We start from the raw sequence: 18,691 nt of genomic DNA on the forward strand, positions 1-18,691 counted from the left end.
TCGCGGCCCCTAGGCGGCCACTAGCTGCTGGGGACAGCTGCCTTTTTGCTTAACTGCCGTTTGAGCAGGCTCTTCCGGAGGAATAAACTTACTGCGGCGATGATACCGACCCGCCAGGATTCCGAGACTGGGTACAGGAGCAACTGTAAGTCGTAGTTATCGACTAGGTCTTGGTTAAAGGCCCACAACTGTAGTGACCACGTAAAAACGGACCAGAGTAATAAGCCGATTTCTGGTAGATGACTGCGGAGCGGGAATGCGGCGAAAATAATGCTGACGACGATGGCGAACACGCTCATGAGCTGCCACCACCACAAAGAGCTGCCGCCGGTGGTGAAATCGGTGACGCCTTCTGCACAGTCATTGAGCGAGCAGTAGATCCACGCTGTGAGTTGTAGTGCGACGATCAGTAGAATTTCCAGGAACGGAAGTGCCCATAGTGGCCAATCCCACAGAGAAGAAGAACGGCTATTGTTGCTCACCTTGAGAGCCCCTTAATGCTGCGAGACTTAACGCATGGATTAATTTTTACGCGGGTCTTTTTTGCGCAGCGTGCGCTTGGCCGGGCGGTCGTTGCGTGACATCGCGGCATCCGCGCCATACAAACCTTCACGACGCCCGATGCGGCCCAGACGCTGGGCGGTAACAGGGCTGGTCAGTAGCGCGAAAATCACGAGCAAGAACAGCACGCCGATATCGGATTGCCAACCGGTGTTGTAATCAGCCGCCGGTAAATGAATACCCGCGCCGACGATGCACATGATCAACCCGACGGTCTGCGGTTTCGTCACCGCGTGCACCCGCGACATGGTGTCGTGGAATCGTGCGACACCGACTGCGGCAGAGAAGACGAAAAACGCGCCCACGGTGAGTAACACCAGGGAGACGACGTCGGCAAGCAAAGCCCAATTCATGGTTAACTCACATCCCTTTTGCGGAAACGCGTGACGGCCACGGTGGAAATAAACGCCAGCATCGCGATGACCATCATGGCGTAGACCACGGTGGAATTAGAGCTCCACGCGATATACGTGGCGCCTGCGCATTGCATCATCGCGACCATGCCATCCAGCCCGATGAGGCGGTCCAGCGAATTCGGCCCGACGATAATGCGCCACACCGTGATGGCCAAGGCCGCGCTGATCAGTAATCCGGGGATGATCAGTAGCGTGGTATACAACTCTGGATCCATGGGCTAGGTCCTTTCGAAGATCTCGATCATCCGGGCTTCGAGGATTTTGACGCGTTCGAGTTCTTGCTCGATGCGCTCGTCGTTATCCGCGTCGAGCAGGTGAATCGTCAGCGTGCGGTTGGCGATATCAATATCCGTGATGGCGCCGCCAGGCTGCAGGTTGTACAGCGTGACTGCAATGACCAAAATGAATTCGCTGGACACCCGCATCGGGGCGGTGACGATCGCGGTTTTCGGCAGCTCTTTCGGGCGCAGTGCCAGAAATGCTACGTGCAGTGAGGCTCTGAGCAGCTCGACAACGAATACCACCAAAAACCATGCCAGTTTGTGCCAGGAGACGTGCAGGCCAGTAACGGGCATTGCAGGCAGTGGTAGGAGGTAGACCACGAGCGTGCCGACGATTAACCCAGCGACGATATTGCCCCAGCTGATCTCGCCGACCAGGATGATCCACATGATCATCAGCCAGGTGATAAACCACGGGCGGAAGCGGTTGCGCAGTCCCTTAGGCACGCGCTTTTTTAAATGCGCTTCACGGGCTGGGCTCTTCTGCGATTTATCGTGGGCCTGGTTTCCCTGCGAGCCCGGTGTCCTGGTTCTCATTAGGAATCGCCTCCCTTGCCGGATGTACGGGACGGTGTAGCAGACTCTGTGCGTTCTTCAGACTCTGTGTCTTCTGCAGACTCTTCCCGACGATCCTCACCGTCGTCGAGCCGCTCGAGTTTCAGGTTGCGCGTCGGCTCGCTCGGATCGGTGCCTAATACCGCGGTGCGGTAAATATTGACGTCTTGGGTGGAATTGGCTGCACGGTCGGTGATGCTGGCGATGGGGCCAGCCACGACGCTGATCGCGCTGGATGCGAGCACCAGCATCGCGGTGGCTGCGATCATGCCAAAAGGCGTGCGTCCGACGGATTCCCGCTCAGAGAACTCCACTTCCTGGGTGATATCCGCCAAAGGGGCGGGCCGGGCGATGGCCATGTTGCCTTCCGGGGCATCTTTCCGGTCGCGGAGGAAGCCCTTGGACCAGACCATGACCATCACGTAGAGCGTCAGCAGCGAGGTCACCACGGCACCGCCGATCAGCACCCACGACATCCAGGTATTGGCCTCGGCACCAGCGTGGAAGAGCATGACTTTGCCCATGAAGCCGGAAAACGGTGGGATGCCGCCCAGGTTGAGCGCCGGGATGAGGTACAGCACGGCGATAATCGGTGCGGTATACATCAGTGATCCCAACCGGCGCAGCGACGACGTGCCCGCGTGGCGTTCGATCAGGCCAACGACCAGGAACAATGCGGTTTGTACCAGAATGTGGTGCACCATGTAGAAGATCGCACCGGATAGGCCTTGCGAGCTACCCAAGCCAATGCCGAAGATCATGAAACCGATGTGTGAGACCAGCGTGAACGACAGCAAACGCTTGATATCGTTTTGCGCCATCGCGCCCAAGATACCGATGAGCATCGTGGCCAGGGCGACGAGCATCAGCAGCGCATCCAAGCTGCCGTCGGTGAACACGGTGGTGCGCATGCGGATGATGGCGTAGACACCAACCTTGGTCAACAGGCCCGCGAACACGGCGGTGACCAGCGATGGGGCAGTGGGGTAGGCGTCGGGAAGCCAGGAATCCAGCGGGAAAACCGCGGCTTTAATACCGAAGGCGACCAGCAGCACGCCGAAAATCGCGGCCTGCGTGCCACCCGGAATATCTTCCATGCGCTGGCCAATCTGGGCCAGATTCACCGTGCCGACGGCCGCGTAGGTTACGGCAATGCCGAACAGGAACACCATGGAGCTGGCCATCGAGACCATCACATAACCCACACCGGCGCGAACGCGCGAGGGGGAAGCACCCAGCGTCATCAAGACATACGAGGCCACCAGGAAGATTTCGAAGCCGACGTACAGGTTGAACAAGTCACCTGCCAGGAATGACAAGTTCACGCCCATCGTCAGCAGCATGTACGACGGCAGGAAAACCGCGACGGGCTCATCCTTCGTGTCATCACGGATGCCCTGCGCGATAGCGAACCACATCACCGCAAACAAAATGATGGAGCTGACGAACAGCATCATCGTCGACAAGCGATCAGCAACCAGAGTGATGCCCAGCGGGGCGTCCCAACCGCCGATTTGCAGGGTTTGGATGCCTTCGCCGTCGACGACGATGAGCATGGTGGCTGAGAGCACCGCGAGTGCCAACAGGGTGAAGAACACGAAGGCCCGCCGGACGTTGAGCATGCGGGGAAACAGCAGACACCCGGCCGCTGCAAGCGCGGGAAGGATCACCGGCAGCGGGATCAAAAAAGGCATGTATGGCAGTACTGCCTCGGTGAAGGGTTCTAGTCTAGTCATCGGCGCCTTCCGTTCCTTTGGCGTCTTCGACGGGCTTTTCAAACGACTCTGGGCCGAAGCGGTCGCCTTCTTCGGTGGCGCGCCCGGTCTTCGGGTCGTCGGAGGCGTCGTGGTCTGGGCCGGCGGCAGCGTTGATCGGCCGGGCGGCAATTGCTGCGTCCTCGTGGTCGTCTTCGACGACGTCGGCAGAACGGTAGCGGTACTGGCGGTAGGCCAGGGAAAGCAAGAATGCCGTGAGAGCCATGGCGATTACGATGGCAGTCAGGATCATGGCTTGGGCCAGTGGATCAGCTTCCCGGTCCGGATAAAGCGAGGATTCGCTGCCGGTAATCGGTGGTGATCCGGCGGGGCCGCCAGCTTGCAGAATCAGCAAATTGGCGGCGTTGCCGATCAGCAGCAAACCAAGCACAATTTTTGTGACCGCGCGGTCGAGCATCAGATAAACCCCGGCGGCGAGCATCACCCCGGAGGCGAGTAGCAGAAACAGATTCGCTTCCATTAGCTACGGCTCCTTTCTCCGGATTCTCCCGCGGTGGCGGCTGCTTGTTGTTGCTTGCGTTTGGCAGCCTTCTGCTCGTTTTTGCGTTGCTCGTTTTTACGCTGCAGGTTCTTGCGTTGCAAGTTTTTGGCGCGATCACGCGCGCGCTGCTTGCGCTCTTCTTCTTCCAGATCCAGCTGCGTGCCCAGGGAGGTGAGCACGTACATCGTCATGCCAATCACGATCAGGTACACCGCAGCATCGAAAATCAACGCCGAAGGCAAGGACACCGCACCGATGACGGGGATTTCCGCCGACGCATAGTACGACGTCAGCGGCGGATCGCCGAAGGCCATTGGTACCAGGGCCGAGCCGGTAGAAAGCAGCAGGCCGACGAAGAACAAGCGTGCGGGATCGACGGGCAGGGTTTCTTCCAATTCGGCGCGACCACCGGCAACATAGCGCAAGGACAGAGCCAGGGCAGCGACCAAGCCGCCAGCGAAGCCACCGCCGGGGGCGTTGTGGCCGGCGAAGAAGAAATACACCGACAGTGCCATCATCGATGGGAAAAGCACGCGCGTGGCCACATCGACCATGATCGAGCGGTTTGCCGCACGTTCTGTTTCTACTTGGGCGGCCAGCCAGCGGCGCGAAACCGCCGTGAGGATTGGCCGACGGGAATGCCGGACAAATGAGTTGGTGCGGAAGACCAGCGATGCCACACCGAGTGAGGCGATGATCAGCACGATGGTTTCGCCCATCGTGTCCCAGGCGCGGAAGTCCACCAGGATCACATTCACGGTGTTCAAACCGTGCGAGATTTGTTCCGCGAGTGCTGGCATGGGCTCGGAAATCAATGGTGCCGTGCGCGCGTTCATCGCAAATAACGCGACCGTGACCACGGAAAACGCCACTGCGATGGACAGCCAGGCGCGGAAACGGTTGAACTGCGGGCTGCCGCGCCATTCCACATTGGTCGGCATCTTTCGTAGCACCAACATGAAAATGATCATCAGCACGGTTTCCACCAGCACCTGGGTCAAAGCCAGATCAGGTGCGCCGTACATCGCAAAAATAAACGCCAAGAAGTAACCGGTGACACCGACCAAGATCACCGCCGACAGACGATTGTGCATGACGGTCGCGGCGATCGCGGCTGCAATGATCGCTACCGCGGCCCCGGCTTGCCAGGGTGATTCACCCAGGCTCAGCCGGATATTCGTCCGGTCACCCAACAGCAGTGCCACCAGAGGCAACACGGTGAGGACGACGAAAATGACACCCAGGTTGTACTGCAACGAACCGCGCTGGGTGGAGGCCGTCAAACGCAGCGAAATCCGACGCAGTCGGTTCAGAATGGCGTAGTAGGCGTCGTTGGCATTACCTAGTGCGGGATATTCGAAATAGGCCTTCGCCAGGGCATGACGCTGCCAGTGGAAAAGACCACCGACGACCAGAATGCCGGCCGAAATTGCCAATGGCACAGTCCAGCCGTGCCACAGCGCCAGGTCCGTCGCGTGCGCGGCTGCTTCGCCATGTTCGCCATGGCCCGCGCCAGCTAGGTGCGCATACTTGGAATCCAGGTGTTGGTTAATGGCATTGGAGATGATGACGGGGCGCAGACCGAAGAAAATGGTCAACCCCACCAGGACTGCCGGTGGGGCCCAGAGCCGCACCGTGATTGGTTTCATCTGGGTGACTTCGTGGCATATGCCGCCACCAGTGGGGTGGGTGGGTTTTTTGCTGGCAAACGCACCATAAATCACCCGGATGGAATAGGCGACCGTGAACACGGAGCCGACGACGATGAACACCAGCATCAATTGTCGTGGGGTGCCCACCAGGAGATCCTCGTGCAGCACGGCCTCCAGGGCCGCTTCCTTGGCAACGAATCCCAGCATCGGGATCACACCAGCCATGGAGGCCGCAGCCAGAATGGCGATGACTGCTAACAGGGGTTGTTTGCGGCCCAAACCGGAGAGATCGAAAATATCGCGGGTTCCGGTGGAATGGTCGATCGCGCCGACGACCATAAACAACGTGGCCTTAAACAGTGAGTGCGCAACGGTCAGCGCCAACCCTGCCAGCATGGCTTCGCGCGAACCGATGGCCACGACGGAGGTGATAAAACCGAGCTGGGAGACGGTGCCGTAGGCCAGAATCAGCTTCAGGTCGCGCTGCTTGAGCGCCATCCAACCGCCCAGCAGCATGGTGAACAATGCCAGCGGAATAATCAACGCGTGCCAGCTGGGCACCTGCGCAAAATCCGGTGCTAGGCGAGCAACCAAGTAAATACCGGCTTTCACCATCGCCGCAGAGTGCAAATATGCCGAGACCGGAGTCGGGGCAGCCATGGCGCCAGGCAACCAGAAGTGGAATGGGGCGATGGCGGATTTCGACAGCGCGCCGACGATGACCAGCACGATGGAAATACCGATATACGGCACTTCGTTGAGCTCTGCTGTGGCCGCGAAAGCGCTGAGTTCCGAGAACCGCCACGTGCCGGTGGTTTGTCCCAACAATACGATGCCCACCAGCATCGTCAGGCCGCCGAGTACGGTGACCATCAAAGCTTGGCCCGCGGCACGTCGGGAAGAAGCCCGCTCGCCGTAGTAGGAAACCAGCAGGAAAGACAGAATCGAGGTGGCTTCCCAGAAGATATACAGCAGCAGGAAGTTATCCGAGGCCACCAAGCCCATCATGACGGTGGCAAAGGCCATCATCTGGCCTGCGAACATGGCCAGGCGTCGCGTGGTGGACGTGAAATAGCCCCAGCAATACAGCATCACCAGCGCACCCACCCCGGTGATGATCAGCCCAAACAGCGCCGATAAGGCATCGATGCGCAAATCTATATACAGCTGAATTTCCGGCACCCAGGCCAAGGAATATTCCAGCGTGCCCTCGTCACTGAAGGTGCCGTCGACGAAATGCTGCAGCAACCAGAAAAAACTCACCGCGGGAACCACGGCGAGAAGGGCAAAGGCCGGGCGGCCCAACCAGCGGATCAGAAGCGGCGCCAGGATTGAGGCGCAGGCTAGGGAACCTAGCAGGATGAGCACAATTATTCCGCCTCCCGTTTATTGCGCGCGGGTTAAAGACTTTTTCAAGTCTAGCGGAAATGGAGACGCGTCAACAGCAGAGCTTCTGCCAGCGCCAAGCGCGCAATTTCTTCAGGATCCACAGATTCGTTACTCGAATGTATGGCCGAAGCCGATTCGGCTACCCCGTACAAGCCAAATTCGGCATCAGGGAATTTCTCCGCCAATTTCACCGTCAGCGGGATGGAGCCGCCGGTGCCGATCAACTCGGTCTCATGCTCATAGGCTTCTGCGATGCAGTCGCTGAGCACACCGAAAAGTGGGCCGGAGGTATCAGCAGCAAATGCCGGATTGGCAGAGGTGATTTCGACGTCGATGTGCGCGCCCCAGCTGATATTCGCGCGCAAATGTTCGGCAACTTTTTCTGCCGCGGCCGCCGTATCGACTCCTGGCGGTACCCGCAGGTTCAGCTGGGCCGAGGCGGTGGCTGGTACGGCGTTGATAGCTTCTTCGACTGGAGTGGAGCTAAAACCAGTAATGGTGACTGCCGGGCGGGCCCACACCAGATCAGCCATCTCATCATTGCGAGCACCGAGCATGTCGACGCCGTCGAGCAGGCCCGCGGCTTCTCGTGCTTCCTCGTCTTCGGCCGGGTAGGGGCTGCCTTCCCAGTTGCGGTGTTGCCCCAAACCGTCGACCGCAACTTGCCCGTCGTCGTCATGCAGCGTGGCCAGAACCCGCACCAGCGCGGCGACTGCATCCGGGGCCGCGCCGCCGAACTGTCCGGAATGCACCGGGGCCTCGAGCGTGTTCACGGTGACGGTCAACTGCCCGCCGCCGCGCAGGCTAGTGGTCAGCGTCGGCAAGCCTGCCTGGCCAGAGGCGGTATCGGCGATGCAGATCAGGTCGGCGTCAAAAAGCTCTGGGCGGTCGTCGACAAGATCGCGTAAACCCTGCCCGCCGCGTTCCTCGGAGCCCTCACAGACCAGGATGATGCCCGCATCGCAACCGCCGGTGGCATCGACCGCGCGGATAGCGGCCAGGTGCATCAGCACATTTCCCTTGCAGTCCGCAGACCCGCGCGCATACCAGCGACCCGCGCGCTCGGTGAGGATAAATGGATCCGTTTCCCACTCGTCCGGGGTGGAAATATCGACGACGTCGTGGTGGCAATACAACAGCACCGTGGGGGCGTTGTTCTTGGCCGCGCGCTTGCCGACGATCGCCGGGGAACCATCGCTGGTGGTGATGATCTCGGTAGTCAGCCCGCGTTCTACCATGAGATCGCGGATCATCGCGGCGGAACGGTCCATATCCTTGGCGTGCTCGTCGTTGAGCGCTAGCGATGGGATAGCGCACAGTTGTGCGAGGTCACCGAAGATGCGTTGGCGCTGGCCACCGATGTGGTGGCGCAGGGCGTGGGCGAGGTGGCCGTGGTTCGGGTTGGACGGATCGTGATAGCTGGACACGGTGCTAATCCTTGGGGTTGTCCGAGTGTTATACCGGGGCGTTGCTTATGAGTTACGCGTTTGCTCGCTCAGGCGAGTGATAAACAGCGCTTCGGTGGTGGCCAGGCGGATGATTTCTTCCGGATCCACGGATTCATCCGGCGAGTGGATGGTGGTTTGTGGCTCGCACAGCCCGTAGACGGCGATATCGGCATCCGGGTTGGCCTCGGCCAAAGCGGTGGTCAGCGGGATGGACGCGCCGTTGCCGGTATTGCGGACGTCCTTGCCGAAGGCGGTGGCCATGGCGGATTCGAAGGTTTCGAAGGCGGCGGAATCCGTGCTGGTGGAAAACGGGCTGAAGACATCTTCTGCCGTGACCTTGATGCGGGCGTCGAAAGGCACGGCATCGCGGATCTGCTGGGCAGCAGCCTCGACGACGTCCTGGGTATCCAGGTGGAAAGGCACGCGCAGGTTAACCACGGCTTCGGCGTGGTGGGTGACAGCATTAACGACGTCCGAGGTTGGCCGCGAGCTCAATGCCGTCACCGTTGCGGCAGGTCGGGACCACAACTGGGCAGCAATTTCCTCGTCGGTGCCCGTGCCGTGCAGGCCGACGCCGTCGAGCACGCCGGCATCGGAACGGAAAGTGGCTGCATCATAGCTAGCGCCATCCCAGTGCCACTTCGCATCGTCGGTGGGTTCGAAACCGCGGATGACGGTGTGGCCATTGTCGTCGAAAAGCGAGTTCAGCGCGCGCAGCAGCGCCAGGGTGGCATCCGGGGCGACGCCGCCGAATAGGCCAGAGTGCACGGGTGCGCGCAGCGTGTCGACGGACACCTTCAGCTGGGCACCGCCGCGCAGGGCAGTGGTGATGGTTGGGGTGCCCGCGGCGACGTTGCCGCCATCGGCAATCAGCATGACGTCTGCCTGGAATAGTTCCGGTCGCTCTTTGATTAGTTTGTCCAGGCCGTCGCCGCCTTGTTCTTCCGAGCCTTCGACCAGCACGCGCAGGTTGATGCCCAGGTTATGCAGGCCGACGGTGTCGTCGACTGCGCGCAGACCGGCCAGGTGCATCGCCAGCGAACCCTTGCAGTCCGCGGCGCCGCGGGCGTACCAACGGCCGTCGCGCTCGGTGAGGGTGAACGGATCTGCGGTCCACTCAGCTGGATCACCGGCCAGGACGACGTCGTAATGCGAATACAGCAGAACCGTCGGCGCGCCTTCAATCTTTGGGGTGGACGCCAGGTACGTCGTGGAACCGTCGGCGGTGGGAATGGCGCTGACTTCGAGCCCGGCGTCGGCAAGCGCGGCATCCACCCAGTTACCAGCGTTGGTGTGTTCTTCTTTCAGCTCCGGGTTGTCCGGGAGGTATACAGAATTAAAGGCAATGATCTCGGATAGCTGCGCAAAGATTTCTTCGTGCTGGCCGCGGATGTGCTCCTGCAGGGCGGCTTCGGTGCTTTTGCCGGTGCTGTTGGTGTTGCTCGTGCTATTCATGACCGCCAACCTAGCAGGAATCGGCTAGCGAAACGCCGGGCATAACCTTGCACTCACGGGGGCCGAGTGCCAGAATGGTTGCTAGCACTTCCAGTAGTGGAGTGCTAAACCACTACTAAAAGACCTATCACGCAGGTGAGAATGGTGCACACTCACGCCATTCGTGCCGTCGCGGGCGCCTGGCGTGATCATTACCGTGAGTGTTGTCCTTCACCAATAAAAGGAGCACATAACACATGGCAAAGCAGATCGCTTTCGACGAAGAAGCACGCCGTGGCCTCGAGCGCGGCCTGAACACGCTGGCCGACGCCGTCAAGGTCACCCTGGGACCAAAGGGACGCAACGTCGTTTTGGAAAAGTCCTGGGGCGCGCCGACGATCACCAACGACGGTGTGTCGATCGCTCGCGAAATTGAGCTGGATGAGGCTTACGAAAAGATCGGCGCTGAGCTGGTCAAGGAAGTAGCCAAGAAGACTGACGACGTCGCCGGTGACGGCACCACCACCGCTACCGTGCTGGCACAGGCACTGGTACGTGAGGGTCTGCGTAATGTCGCCGCTGGCTCCAACCCAATGGGCATCAAGCGCGGCATTGAGACCGCCACTAAGGCGGTTGTGGAGCGTCTGCTGGATTCCGCCAAGGAAGTAGAAACCCAGGAGCAGATCGCTACCACCGCAGGTATTTCCGCAGCGGACCCTGCCATCGGTGAAAAGATCGCCGAAGCCATGTACACCGTGGGCAACGGCCAGGTGAACAAGGATTCCGTTATCACCGTCGAAGAATCCAACACCTTTGGCGTGGACCTTGAAGTCACCGAAGGTATGCGCTTTGACAAGGGCTATATCTCGGGTTACTTCGCCACCGACGTTGAGCGCGGCGAAGCTGTGCTGGAAGACCCATACATCCTGCTGGTTTCCGGCAAGATCTCCAACATCAAGGAACTGGTTGGCCTGCTGGAAAAGGTCATGCAGTCCAACAAGCCACTGCTGATCATCGCCGAGGACGTCGAGGGCGAAGCCCTGTCCACGCTGGTGGTGAACAAGATCCGCGGCACCTTCAAGTCCGTAGCCGTGAAGGCTCCGGGCTTCGGTGACCGCCGCAAGGCGACCCTGCAGGACATGGCTATCCTGACCGGCGGCCAAGTTATCTCTGAAGAAGTTGGCCTGTCCCTGGAGACTGCCGACATCGCGCAGCTGGGTACCGCACGCAAGGTCGTTGTCACCAAGGATGAGACCACCATCGTGCAGGGCGCTGGCGAGCAGGCACAGATCGACGGCCGCATCAAGCAGATCCGCGCGGAGATCGAGAACTCCGATTCCGACTACGACCGCGAGAAGCTGCAGGAGCGTCTGGCGAAGTTGTCCGGCGGTGTTGCCGTGCTGAAGGTTGGTGCTGCTACCGAGGTTGAACTCAAGGAGCGCAAGCACCGCATCGAGGACGCTGTGCGTAACGCTAAGGCTGCTGTCGACGAGGGTATCGTCGCTGGTGGTGGCGTTGCCCTGCTGCAGGCTGCCTCTGCACTGGATGCGCTGGAGCTGACTGGCGATGAAGCCATTGGCGTTAAGATCGTCCGCGAGGCACTGTCTGCTCCGCTGAAGCAGATCGCTTTCAACTCTGGCCTGGAGCCTGGCGTTGTTGCGGACAAGGTTTCCCGCCTGAACCCTGGCGAAGGCCTGAACGCTGCTACCGGCGAGTACGTAGACCTAATGGCTGCTGGTATTAACGACCCAGTCAAGGTCACCCGCTCTGCTCTGCAGAACGCTGCTTCCATTGCAGCGCTGTTCCTGACCACCGAGGCCGTGGTTGCGGACAAGCCAGAGCCAGCCGGTGCCGACGCTGCTGCTGGTGCTGACCCAATGGGTGGCATGGGCGGCATGATGTAAACATCCGCCGGTGTGTAACTCGCAGGCTGTGTCGCATGATGCAGTGAGTTGCTAACTGAAGCGCCGTTTCCCGGGTGATCGGGGATCGGCGCTTTTTGCGTGCGTAAGGGGTGTGTTAAGGGGACTTAGGGGCTTGAGTAATCGGCCTGCGGGAGAGTGGCTGAGCATTCAAAGATGTGCGGAGCCGTGGATAAGCGGCCATGTATAAGCGACCGTGTATAAACGACTATTGCTGCTTTCTAGGTCAAACCCATTCACCCATAAGAGGGTAAGACGCACAGGGCGGGGTTGGTTGCGAATGGGTGATGGTCGGAATTTTCCAAGCGGGGTTGTTCTGTGAGGTGCGGATTGTGGTTTGCTGAAAATCAGCTGCAACCACCCTGTGACCTGCAGGTTTATTTTGGTAAGCGTTCCCTATGGGGGCGGGTTAACCGTTAATTACTGGTTAAGGTTGGGTGGAAAGCAAAAGTGGTGGATATGCCATATTTTTTATATTTAGCGAATTTGTCGTAGGTGCTTGACTTTTCTTCGAACTGTGTCACAATAAGACCCAGGACGCCCTGGGGCGTCGGGAAATTGAACATCTACCCTGGGATCGCCGGGGGAATCCTCATGAGGAGAAATTCATGAACGTTGAAATGATCCAGGAACAGCTGAACAACGCAGTTACCTTCTTCAAGGCTTTCGAGAACATCAGCAAGGGCTTGGAATTCTTCTACACCCCACAGGGTGAAAGCAAAGAAGCTACCGGTATCTATGGAGCTATCAAGGGTGCCTTTGAGCCACTGAGCTCCAGCTCCTCGAACGCTCCAGCTGCTAAGTAATCACCTCACGGCCAAGCTGCCGGGAATTCTTGTGAGTGACTAACCATCACTCATTTCACTTCATATTTCTTCCAAGGAGATAAACATGAACACTCTTGTAGAGACTTCCTCTAACTTCGTTGCAATGTCCGTTAACTTCAAGGACATCTTCGGCGCTTTCAAGAACATCGTTGAAGGCTTCGAGGGCCTCGCGAAGCTGGCTAAGTAATCCCAGAGGCTAGATAGCCACCAGGGTTAAGCTCCCTCTCCTATGCGGAGAGGGAGCTTTTTGCATGCCAGAAAAATTTACAGTGAACAATGTGTAAACACTTAGCGTTTATCCCAACACTTGCGACAGAAAACACACAGCGGGCTAGACTGGCACCATGGCAGCCGATTTTGAAGACGAACTCCCCACCATCGACCTCGCAGAAACCGACGGCTACATCGTCGATGACTCCGACGAAGACGATCCCTCGCTGATCACCCCCAGCGGCGAACCCGTCGACACGTGGCGGGAAAACTATCCGTATGACGAGCGCATGACGCGCGAGGAATACGAACGCACCAAACGATCGCTGCAAATTGAGCTGCTGAAATTCCAAAACTGGACGAAAGAAACCGGACAGCGCCACATCATCCTTTTCGAAGGCCGCGACGCCGCAGGTAAAGGCGGAACGATCAAACGCTTCAACGAGCACCTCAACCCCCGCGGTGCACGCACCGTTGCGCTCGAGAAGCCGTCGCCACGCGAATCCACCTCCTGGTACTTCCAGCGCTATATCCAGCACTTTCCAGCCGGTGGGGAAATGGTATTCTTCGACCGCTCCTGGTACAACCGCTCCGGCGTCGAACGCGTCATGGGCTTTTGCACCGAATCCCAGCACGCCGAATTCCTGCGCGAAGTACCGATGTTGGAGAACATGATTCTCGGCTCGGGCATTTCGTTGACGAAGTTCTGGTTCTCGGTGACGAAAAAAGAACAACGCACCCGGTTCGCCATCCGCCAGATCGACCCCGTGCGCCAGTGGAAACTTTCCCCCATGGACCTAGCGTCGCTGGACAAATGGGACGATTACACCAACGCCAAAGAAGAGCAGTTCCGCTACACGGACACCGAAGAATCGCCGTGGATCACCATCAAATCTAACGACAAAAAACGCGGCCGCATCAACGCCATGCGGTATCTGCTCTCCAAATTCGAATACACGAACAAAGACCACGAAGTAGTCGGAGAACCAGACCCGCTGATCGTCAAACGCGGCCGCGACCAGATCGGGGACTAGCGCTAGCGCTCCATCGGAAGCTCAGCGTCCTTCCACGCCAATGTGCCACCAGCAACGCTAAATGCCGTGGCACCGGTTGCCTGCGTGAGGTACTCGCAGGCCTTGGCAGAACGGCCACCGGCCTTGCAAATGATGTAGACATCCTGGTCAGTGTTGATCTGGCTGGCATATTCCGCGAACTCGCTCAAAGGAAAATTCACCGTGCCGATGGCATGTCCCGCGGCGTACTCGTCGCGCTCACGCACATCGATAAATTGCGCGTCGGCAGGAACCTCGTGCACAGAAACTTCGTTGACAGTTACTTCTTGCTTGTTGCCTTCGTTGCTCATGACACCAGCCTAGTGCGAAAAACTCGCTCTCGCGGCGTGACCGTGCGGTTGCCATAGGGTGCAGGTACCGCGTGTGGCTTGGCGACGCGGCTTAGTCCCACAACCGATGCCACAGCCACGGCGGGCGCGCGAACGGGCGCTTGCGTTTGGCAATGGCACGCACGTGTTCTGCCACGAACCTCGGGTAATGGTTAATCGTCGTCGCAGTGTAATGCAGCGGCGTCCATCCGCGATGGACGGCATCGTTGAGTTTGTGGCGGTCTAATTCAAACTGGCGACGGTTTTCCGCATGGTGATAGGCGAATCCGTCGACTTCGATGGCGATTTTGTAGTGCTCGAGAACCAGATCCCAGTGATAAGGGCCGATCTTTACGTTATTTCGGACTGTGAAATGCTGCTCCAGGGTACGAGTGAGTTGGCGCTCCGGCACGCTATCGGTGCCGATAATTGCGTGATCGAGAGCGCATTTTACCTGGTGCGGGAAACGCCGGAATTCCTGCTTGTTCAGTTGCAATCTTTGGTGTCCATCCTTGCCGGAGTAAAAGGCTTCCAGGAAGGCGACGGCGTCGTCATGCGGCATTGTTTCCACGGCTTGTAAAGGGTTGCAAATAGTGACGCCATCCCAGGTGAGCGCACCTTTCGGGCGAGCGCGACGAGACGTGAAATAACTACTCGCTGGTAGCGACGATTCACGCAGGAGCTCCAACGGGAAACTCAACGGTTGGTCGAGGTGTTTGCGGGCAGCCGATGCGCCGTCGAGCGCACAGTCCGGCCACTGCTCGCTTATGATGCGTGCGAGTTGCTCCGGCGTGGGCTTGTCGGACAGATAAAGCCCGTTGGCGATGCGGATTGCGCCGTGCCGTGCCGCTTTTTGGCCGGCATTCCTCCCCCGAAAAATGTGCACTCGTATTCCCCCGAAAGCTTATGAAATTGCGTTTGGTGGTGCATTTTTACAAATAGTGGGCCTGAAACCCCCGATTTTCGCGGCCTATTTGTAAAAATGCACCAAACTCACGAATCAGGCCGCACGAAACGCCCCCCCCGACGCCCCCCCCAAAGCGCCCCAAAACACGCCCACGCGCGCCTCGCACGGCCCCAAGCAGGCTATAACAAGCTACAACCTAACCCTTGTAGCGCTCGAGAGCCTCAGCGTGGATCTTTTCCGCCTCGGCCTTGTCGCCCCAACCGGAACCGGTGACTTCCTTGTTTGGCTCCAGGTCCTTGTAGCGGGTGAAGAAGTGCTCGATCTCGTCCTTGGTGTGCTGGTCGACGTCGTCGATGTCCTGGATGTGCGCCCAGCGTGGGTCGTCGACCACGGCCAGCAGCTTGTCGTCGCCGCCGGCTTCGTCGGTCATCTTGAACACGCCGACGATGCGCGATTCCACAACCACGCCCGGGAACACTGGCTCTGGCAGGATGACCAGCGCATCCAATGGGTCGCCGTCTTCGCCGAGGGTGTGGTCGATGAAGCCGTAGTCGGCCGGGTAGGCCATTGGGGTGAACAGGTAGCGGTCCAGGTAGACCTTGCCGGACTCGTGGTCGATCTCGTATTTGTTGCGGGAACCGCGTGGGATTTCAATGGTTACTTCAACGCTCATTGCATCCACCTTTCTGTGGTTGAGGTTCGTTTAGTTGGTACTTGTCAGCATCCTCAATCACTCTGGCGGCCGTCCTTCTTTAGGCTTTCCGTTCTGCCGAGCGCCCGCCGAGCGATTGCAGTCGGTTGCCCACTTTACCTGCCCAGGCCAATCGCCCCGGCGCAGGCGTGCCGCATCCTTGCTCTCGGGATCGCGCGGAGATTCGCACTGATCCGCGCTAGAATCAACCGCCATGAAGGTTTTCTGGTGGGTTTCGGTAGTCATCGCCCTGGTTGCTGTCGCTGCTACCGCGACGGTGGGGGTGGCCTACCACCGGGCTTATAGTGACGTGGAATCTGCGCCACCGTATCAGTTGGCCCCCGCAAAGTTGCCGGTCACGCCCGTTGAGCCTTCGCTTGCCGACGATGGCAGCACCATCAGCCCGGCTGCTGGCTTCCAGGCGCCGGCGATTGATGGCCAGCTGGGGGCGGCAGTGGTGGATCTGACCACGCAAGAAAGCGTCTATGAGCATGATGCGCACCGGCAGTTGGTTCCGGCGTCGTCGACGAAGATTGTGACCGCGACTGCCGCTTTGGCCAGCATGGATCTGGATAAGCGCCTGCACACGGTGATTGAGCATGATGGCGCGCACGTCGTTATCCGCGCTGCGGGGGATGTGTGGCTTGATGATGCGGCGTTGGATGCGGCGGCTGCTGCGATCGGGCATGCGGATTCTGTGGAGATCGATACCAGCCTGTGGTCTGGGCCGACGCAAGCTGAAGGTTGGGATCCGAGGAATGTCGCCGAGGGCTATATCGCGCCGATGGAACCGGCGATGCTCTACGGCGGGCGGATCGGCGCTACCAGCGGGGATGTGCCGCGTTCGACCACACCTGCGTTGGATGTGGCCCAAGCACTGGCAGACCGCGTCGGTGCCAGCCACGTCGCTGTCAATGACAATGCCGCGCCGCTGCCCGCGGTGACCACCCTGGAGTCGCCAATTCTGCGCGAGCGCTTGGAATTGATGATCAAGCATTCCGATAATGTCATGGCAGAAGCCATCGCGCGTGAAACCGCGGTAGCCCGTGGTATGCAACCGGCGTCGTTTAGCGATGCCACCAGCGCGACCCTGGAGATTCTGCGTGAGATCGGCCTGGATACCGCGAATATGCAGATCAGTGATAACTCCGGGTTGTCTTCCCAGAATCGGCTGACTGCGCATGGGTTGTTGCAGTGTCTGCAGGTTGCAGCGCATGGTGCTGCTAGTGCCGATGATGGGGGAGACACCCGCGCGGACGCCGGGGACGCGGGTGAGCCTGGTGACAACGTCGGGGATTTGCGCAGCCTGCTGGACGTGTTGCCGGTCGCCGGTGGTGACGGCACGTTGGATGATCGCTACGCCGACCTTTCTGCCCGCGGATATGCACGCGCGAAAACCGGCACGCTGACGGATACCTCCGCTCTGGTTGGCATCGTGACCGGACGCAGCGGGCATACCTATGCCTATAGCTTGCTGGTGAACGACGCGCCGATCCTGCCCGCCCGCGCGCAACTCGACGAGTTTGTCTCCGCGCTGCGGGAGCATTAACGGCAACAGCAGCGAGAAATTCAGTGGAGGAACATGCAATGGAGGACTGCCGCGTGCAGAAGAACCTCCATGCTTTACGCGGCGGCAGCGCACCGTTTTGGCCGCGGCGGTCCCCAAATTTCCTGCAGGTACGTACCGCTCTGCGGGTTGCCATGCAACGTCAGCGCCAGGGTCACGCGCAATTCATCATCGCTGTCAGCGGCGGCCCGGATTCGTTAGCGTTGGCGGCGGCCGCGGCGGCGGAAAAACTCGACGCCTCCGTAGTCAGCATTGACCATGGCTTGCAAGAAGGTTCGCGGGAAGTCAGCGAGCGTGCGATCGCCCAGGTGCGCCAATGGGGGTTGGATGGCCAGGTGGTGCCGGTGACTGTTGCGAAAGAATCCGCGGAACAATCGCTCGAAGCCGCCGCACGCCATGCGCGCTACCAGGCTTTGGGAGAAATCGCGGGTGACCGGCCGATCCTGCTGGCACACACCGGTGATGACCAGGCAGAAACCCTGCTGCTCGGGCTACTCCGCGGCAAGGCTAGCGCGATGCGGGAGGTCTCCGATTACCAGGGGCACACGTTGCTGCGCCCGTTGCTGCCGATTCGCCGCGAAAACACTGTCGGCGCCTGCACAGAACTCGGGGTCGCGGCGTGGAATGACCCGCATAACGCTGATGTGGCTTTTCGACGCGTGGCCATTCGTCGGCGCGTGCTCCCGCTGTTGGATGAGATTGTCGGTGGAGACGCCAGCGCCCCGCTGATGCAGGCAGCCGAGCTGATCCGCGAGGACGAGGACTACCTGCAGCATGTGGCAGCGTTGCCGCACGAGACCGGGGCAATATCGACGCCGCACGAGACCGGGGCAACACCCGAGCCACCGAGCCTGGACATCGCCGCACTGGGCCCTAGGCCACTGGCGCGCCGGGCGATCGCGGAGTTCTTGCACCGCCACGGGGCGCAGGTCACGGCACGCACGCTAGCGGCTAGTATTGCGCTTATCGACGACTGGCACGGGCAAGGCGCAGTTTCTGTCGGTAACAGGTTGGAACTAGCACGCCAAACTGGCAAACTGGTGCTATTACACAGCTAGCTTGTCGACGTCACCCAGGCGTCGGCAAGCAGTACGTGATACAACAACTTCATCGGAGTTGCAGCGCCAACCGTGCTGTCGCTTCGCAGCTCAACCGCTTAACCGCTTAACCTCACAGCCTCACCGAAAGGCCGAC

General features: G+C 59.6%; 18 protein-coding genes. 6 read left to right on the plus strand and 12 right to left on the minus strand.

What is annotated here, in order from left to right:
• Positions 1-20: 20 nt before the first annotated feature.
• Genes B142_RS0106640 through B142_RS0106680 form a run of 9 tightly spaced genes read right to left on the minus strand, consistent with a single transcriptional unit; the run spans position 21 to position 10,013 of the window.
• Positions 21-482: a hypothetical protein gene (locus B142_RS0106640; RefSeq protein WP_018120768.1), complete on the minus strand. Its 462-nt coding sequence runs from the start codon at positions 480-482 to the stop codon at positions 21-23.
• Between the two features lie 39 nt (positions 483-521).
• Positions 522-914 carry a monovalent cation/H(+) antiporter subunit G gene (locus B142_RS0106645; RefSeq protein ID WP_018120769.1) on the minus strand — a complete coding sequence of 131 codons (393 nt, stop codon included), beginning with the start codon at positions 912-914 and terminating at the stop codon, positions 522-524.
• A 2-nt stretch (positions 915-916) separates the two neighbouring features.
• On the minus strand, positions 917-1,192 hold the full coding sequence (locus B142_RS0106650; protein WP_018120770.1) for a monovalent cation/H+ antiporter complex subunit F: 276 nt from the start codon (positions 1,190-1,192) through the stop codon (positions 917-919).
• A gap of 3 nt (positions 1,193-1,195) precedes the next feature.
• Positions 1,196-1,795, minus strand: a complete 600-nt coding sequence (locus tag B142_RS0106655; RefSeq protein WP_018120771.1) for a Na+/H+ antiporter subunit E — start codon at positions 1,793-1,795, stop codon at positions 1,196-1,198.
• The gene (locus tag B142_RS12145) at positions 1,795-3,549 is read right to left on the minus strand and encodes a Na+/H+ antiporter subunit D (protein ID WP_051067312.1); all 1,755 of its coding nucleotides are present in this window, start codon (positions 3,547-3,549) and stop codon (positions 1,795-1,797) included. Before B142_RS12145 ends, B142_RS0106655 begins: the two co-directional genes overlap by 1 nt.
• Positions 3,542-4,048 (minus strand): Na(+)/H(+) antiporter subunit C, encoded by a 507-nt coding sequence (locus B142_RS0106665; RefSeq protein ID WP_018120773.1) that lies wholly within the window; start codon positions 4,046-4,048, stop codon positions 3,542-3,544. The genes B142_RS12145 and B142_RS0106665 overlap by 8 nt, the downstream gene beginning before the upstream one ends.
• Positions 4,048-7,089, minus strand: a complete 3,042-nt coding sequence (locus B142_RS0106670; RefSeq protein WP_018120774.1) for a Na+/H+ antiporter subunit A — start codon at positions 7,087-7,089, stop codon at positions 4,048-4,050. The genes B142_RS0106665 and B142_RS0106670 overlap by 1 nt, the downstream gene beginning before the upstream one ends.
• Positions 7,090-7,139: 50 nt before the next feature.
• On the minus strand, positions 7,140-8,537 hold the full coding sequence (locus B142_RS0106675) for a M20/M25/M40 family metallo-hydrolase (protein ID WP_018120775.1): 1,398 nt from the start codon (positions 8,535-8,537) through the stop codon (positions 7,140-7,142).
• A 45-nt stretch (positions 8,538-8,582) separates the two neighbouring features.
• A complete protein-coding gene (locus B142_RS0106680) occupies positions 8,583-10,013 on the minus strand; it encodes a M20/M25/M40 family metallo-hydrolase (protein ID WP_018120776.1) in 1,431 nt (476 codons plus the stop codon).
• Between the two features lie 236 nt (positions 10,014-10,249).
• Here B142_RS0106680 and groL point away from each other — a divergent pair, with 236 nt between their 5' ends.
• The 4 genes from groL (at position 10,250) to ppk2 (ending at position 13,985) form a co-directional block, all read left to right on the plus strand.
• Entirely contained in the window at positions 10,250-11,896 is a 1,647-nt protein-coding gene (gene groL, locus B142_RS0106685; RefSeq protein WP_018120777.1) for a chaperonin GroEL, read from the plus strand.
• A gap of 626 nt (positions 11,897-12,522) precedes the next feature.
• Positions 12,523-12,720, plus strand: coding sequence for a hypothetical protein (locus tag B142_RS0106695; protein ID WP_018120778.1), 198 nt, complete (start codon positions 12,523-12,525; stop codon positions 12,718-12,720).
• Positions 12,721-12,805: 85 nt separating this feature from the next.
• Positions 12,806-12,928 carry a hypothetical protein gene (locus B142_RS14185; protein WP_018120779.1) on the plus strand — a complete coding sequence of 41 codons (123 nt, stop codon included), beginning with the start codon at positions 12,806-12,808 and terminating at the stop codon, positions 12,926-12,928.
• A gap of 157 nt (positions 12,929-13,085) precedes the next feature.
• A complete protein-coding gene (ppk2, locus tag B142_RS0106705) occupies positions 13,086-13,985 on the plus strand; it encodes a polyphosphate kinase 2 (protein WP_018120780.1) in 900 nt (299 codons plus the stop codon).
• A gap of 2 nt (positions 13,986-13,987) precedes the next feature.
• Here ppk2 and B142_RS0106710 read toward each other — a convergent pair whose 3' ends face one another.
• From B142_RS0106710 to B142_RS0106720, 3 genes are all read right to left on the minus strand, one after another.
• A complete protein-coding gene (locus tag B142_RS0106710; protein WP_018120781.1) occupies positions 13,988-14,314 on the minus strand; it encodes a rhodanese-like domain-containing protein in 327 nt (108 codons plus the stop codon).
• A gap of 91 nt (positions 14,315-14,405) precedes the next feature.
• Positions 14,406-15,218, minus strand: coding sequence for a hypothetical protein (locus tag B142_RS0106715; RefSeq protein ID WP_018120782.1), 813 nt, complete (start codon positions 15,216-15,218; stop codon positions 14,406-14,408).
• Positions 15,219-15,435: 217 nt separating this feature from the next.
• Positions 15,436-15,912, minus strand: a complete 477-nt coding sequence (locus B142_RS0106720) for an inorganic diphosphatase (RefSeq protein ID WP_018120783.1) — start codon at positions 15,910-15,912, stop codon at positions 15,436-15,438.
• Between the two features lie 232 nt (positions 15,913-16,144).
• On the opposite strand from B142_RS0106720, the gene B142_RS0106730 reads away from it, so the two are divergent.
• Positions 16,145-17,479 (plus strand): D-alanyl-D-alanine carboxypeptidase/D-alanyl-D-alanine-endopeptidase, encoded by a 1,335-nt coding sequence (locus B142_RS0106730; RefSeq protein ID WP_018120785.1) that lies wholly within the window; start codon positions 16,145-16,147, stop codon positions 17,477-17,479.
• A 53-nt stretch (positions 17,480-17,532) separates the two neighbouring features.
• Positions 17,533-18,555: a tRNA lysidine(34) synthetase TilS gene (gene tilS / locus B142_RS0106735; RefSeq protein ID WP_236658153.1), complete on the plus strand. Its 1,023-nt coding sequence runs from the start codon at positions 17,533-17,535 to the stop codon at positions 18,553-18,555.
• Positions 18,556-18,691: the final 136 nt, after the last annotated feature.

The organism is Corynebacterium propinquum DSM 44285 (assembly GCF_000375525.1).
GTDB classification, from domain to species: Bacteria; Actinomycetota; Actinomycetes; order Mycobacteriales; family Mycobacteriaceae; genus Corynebacterium; species Corynebacterium propinquum.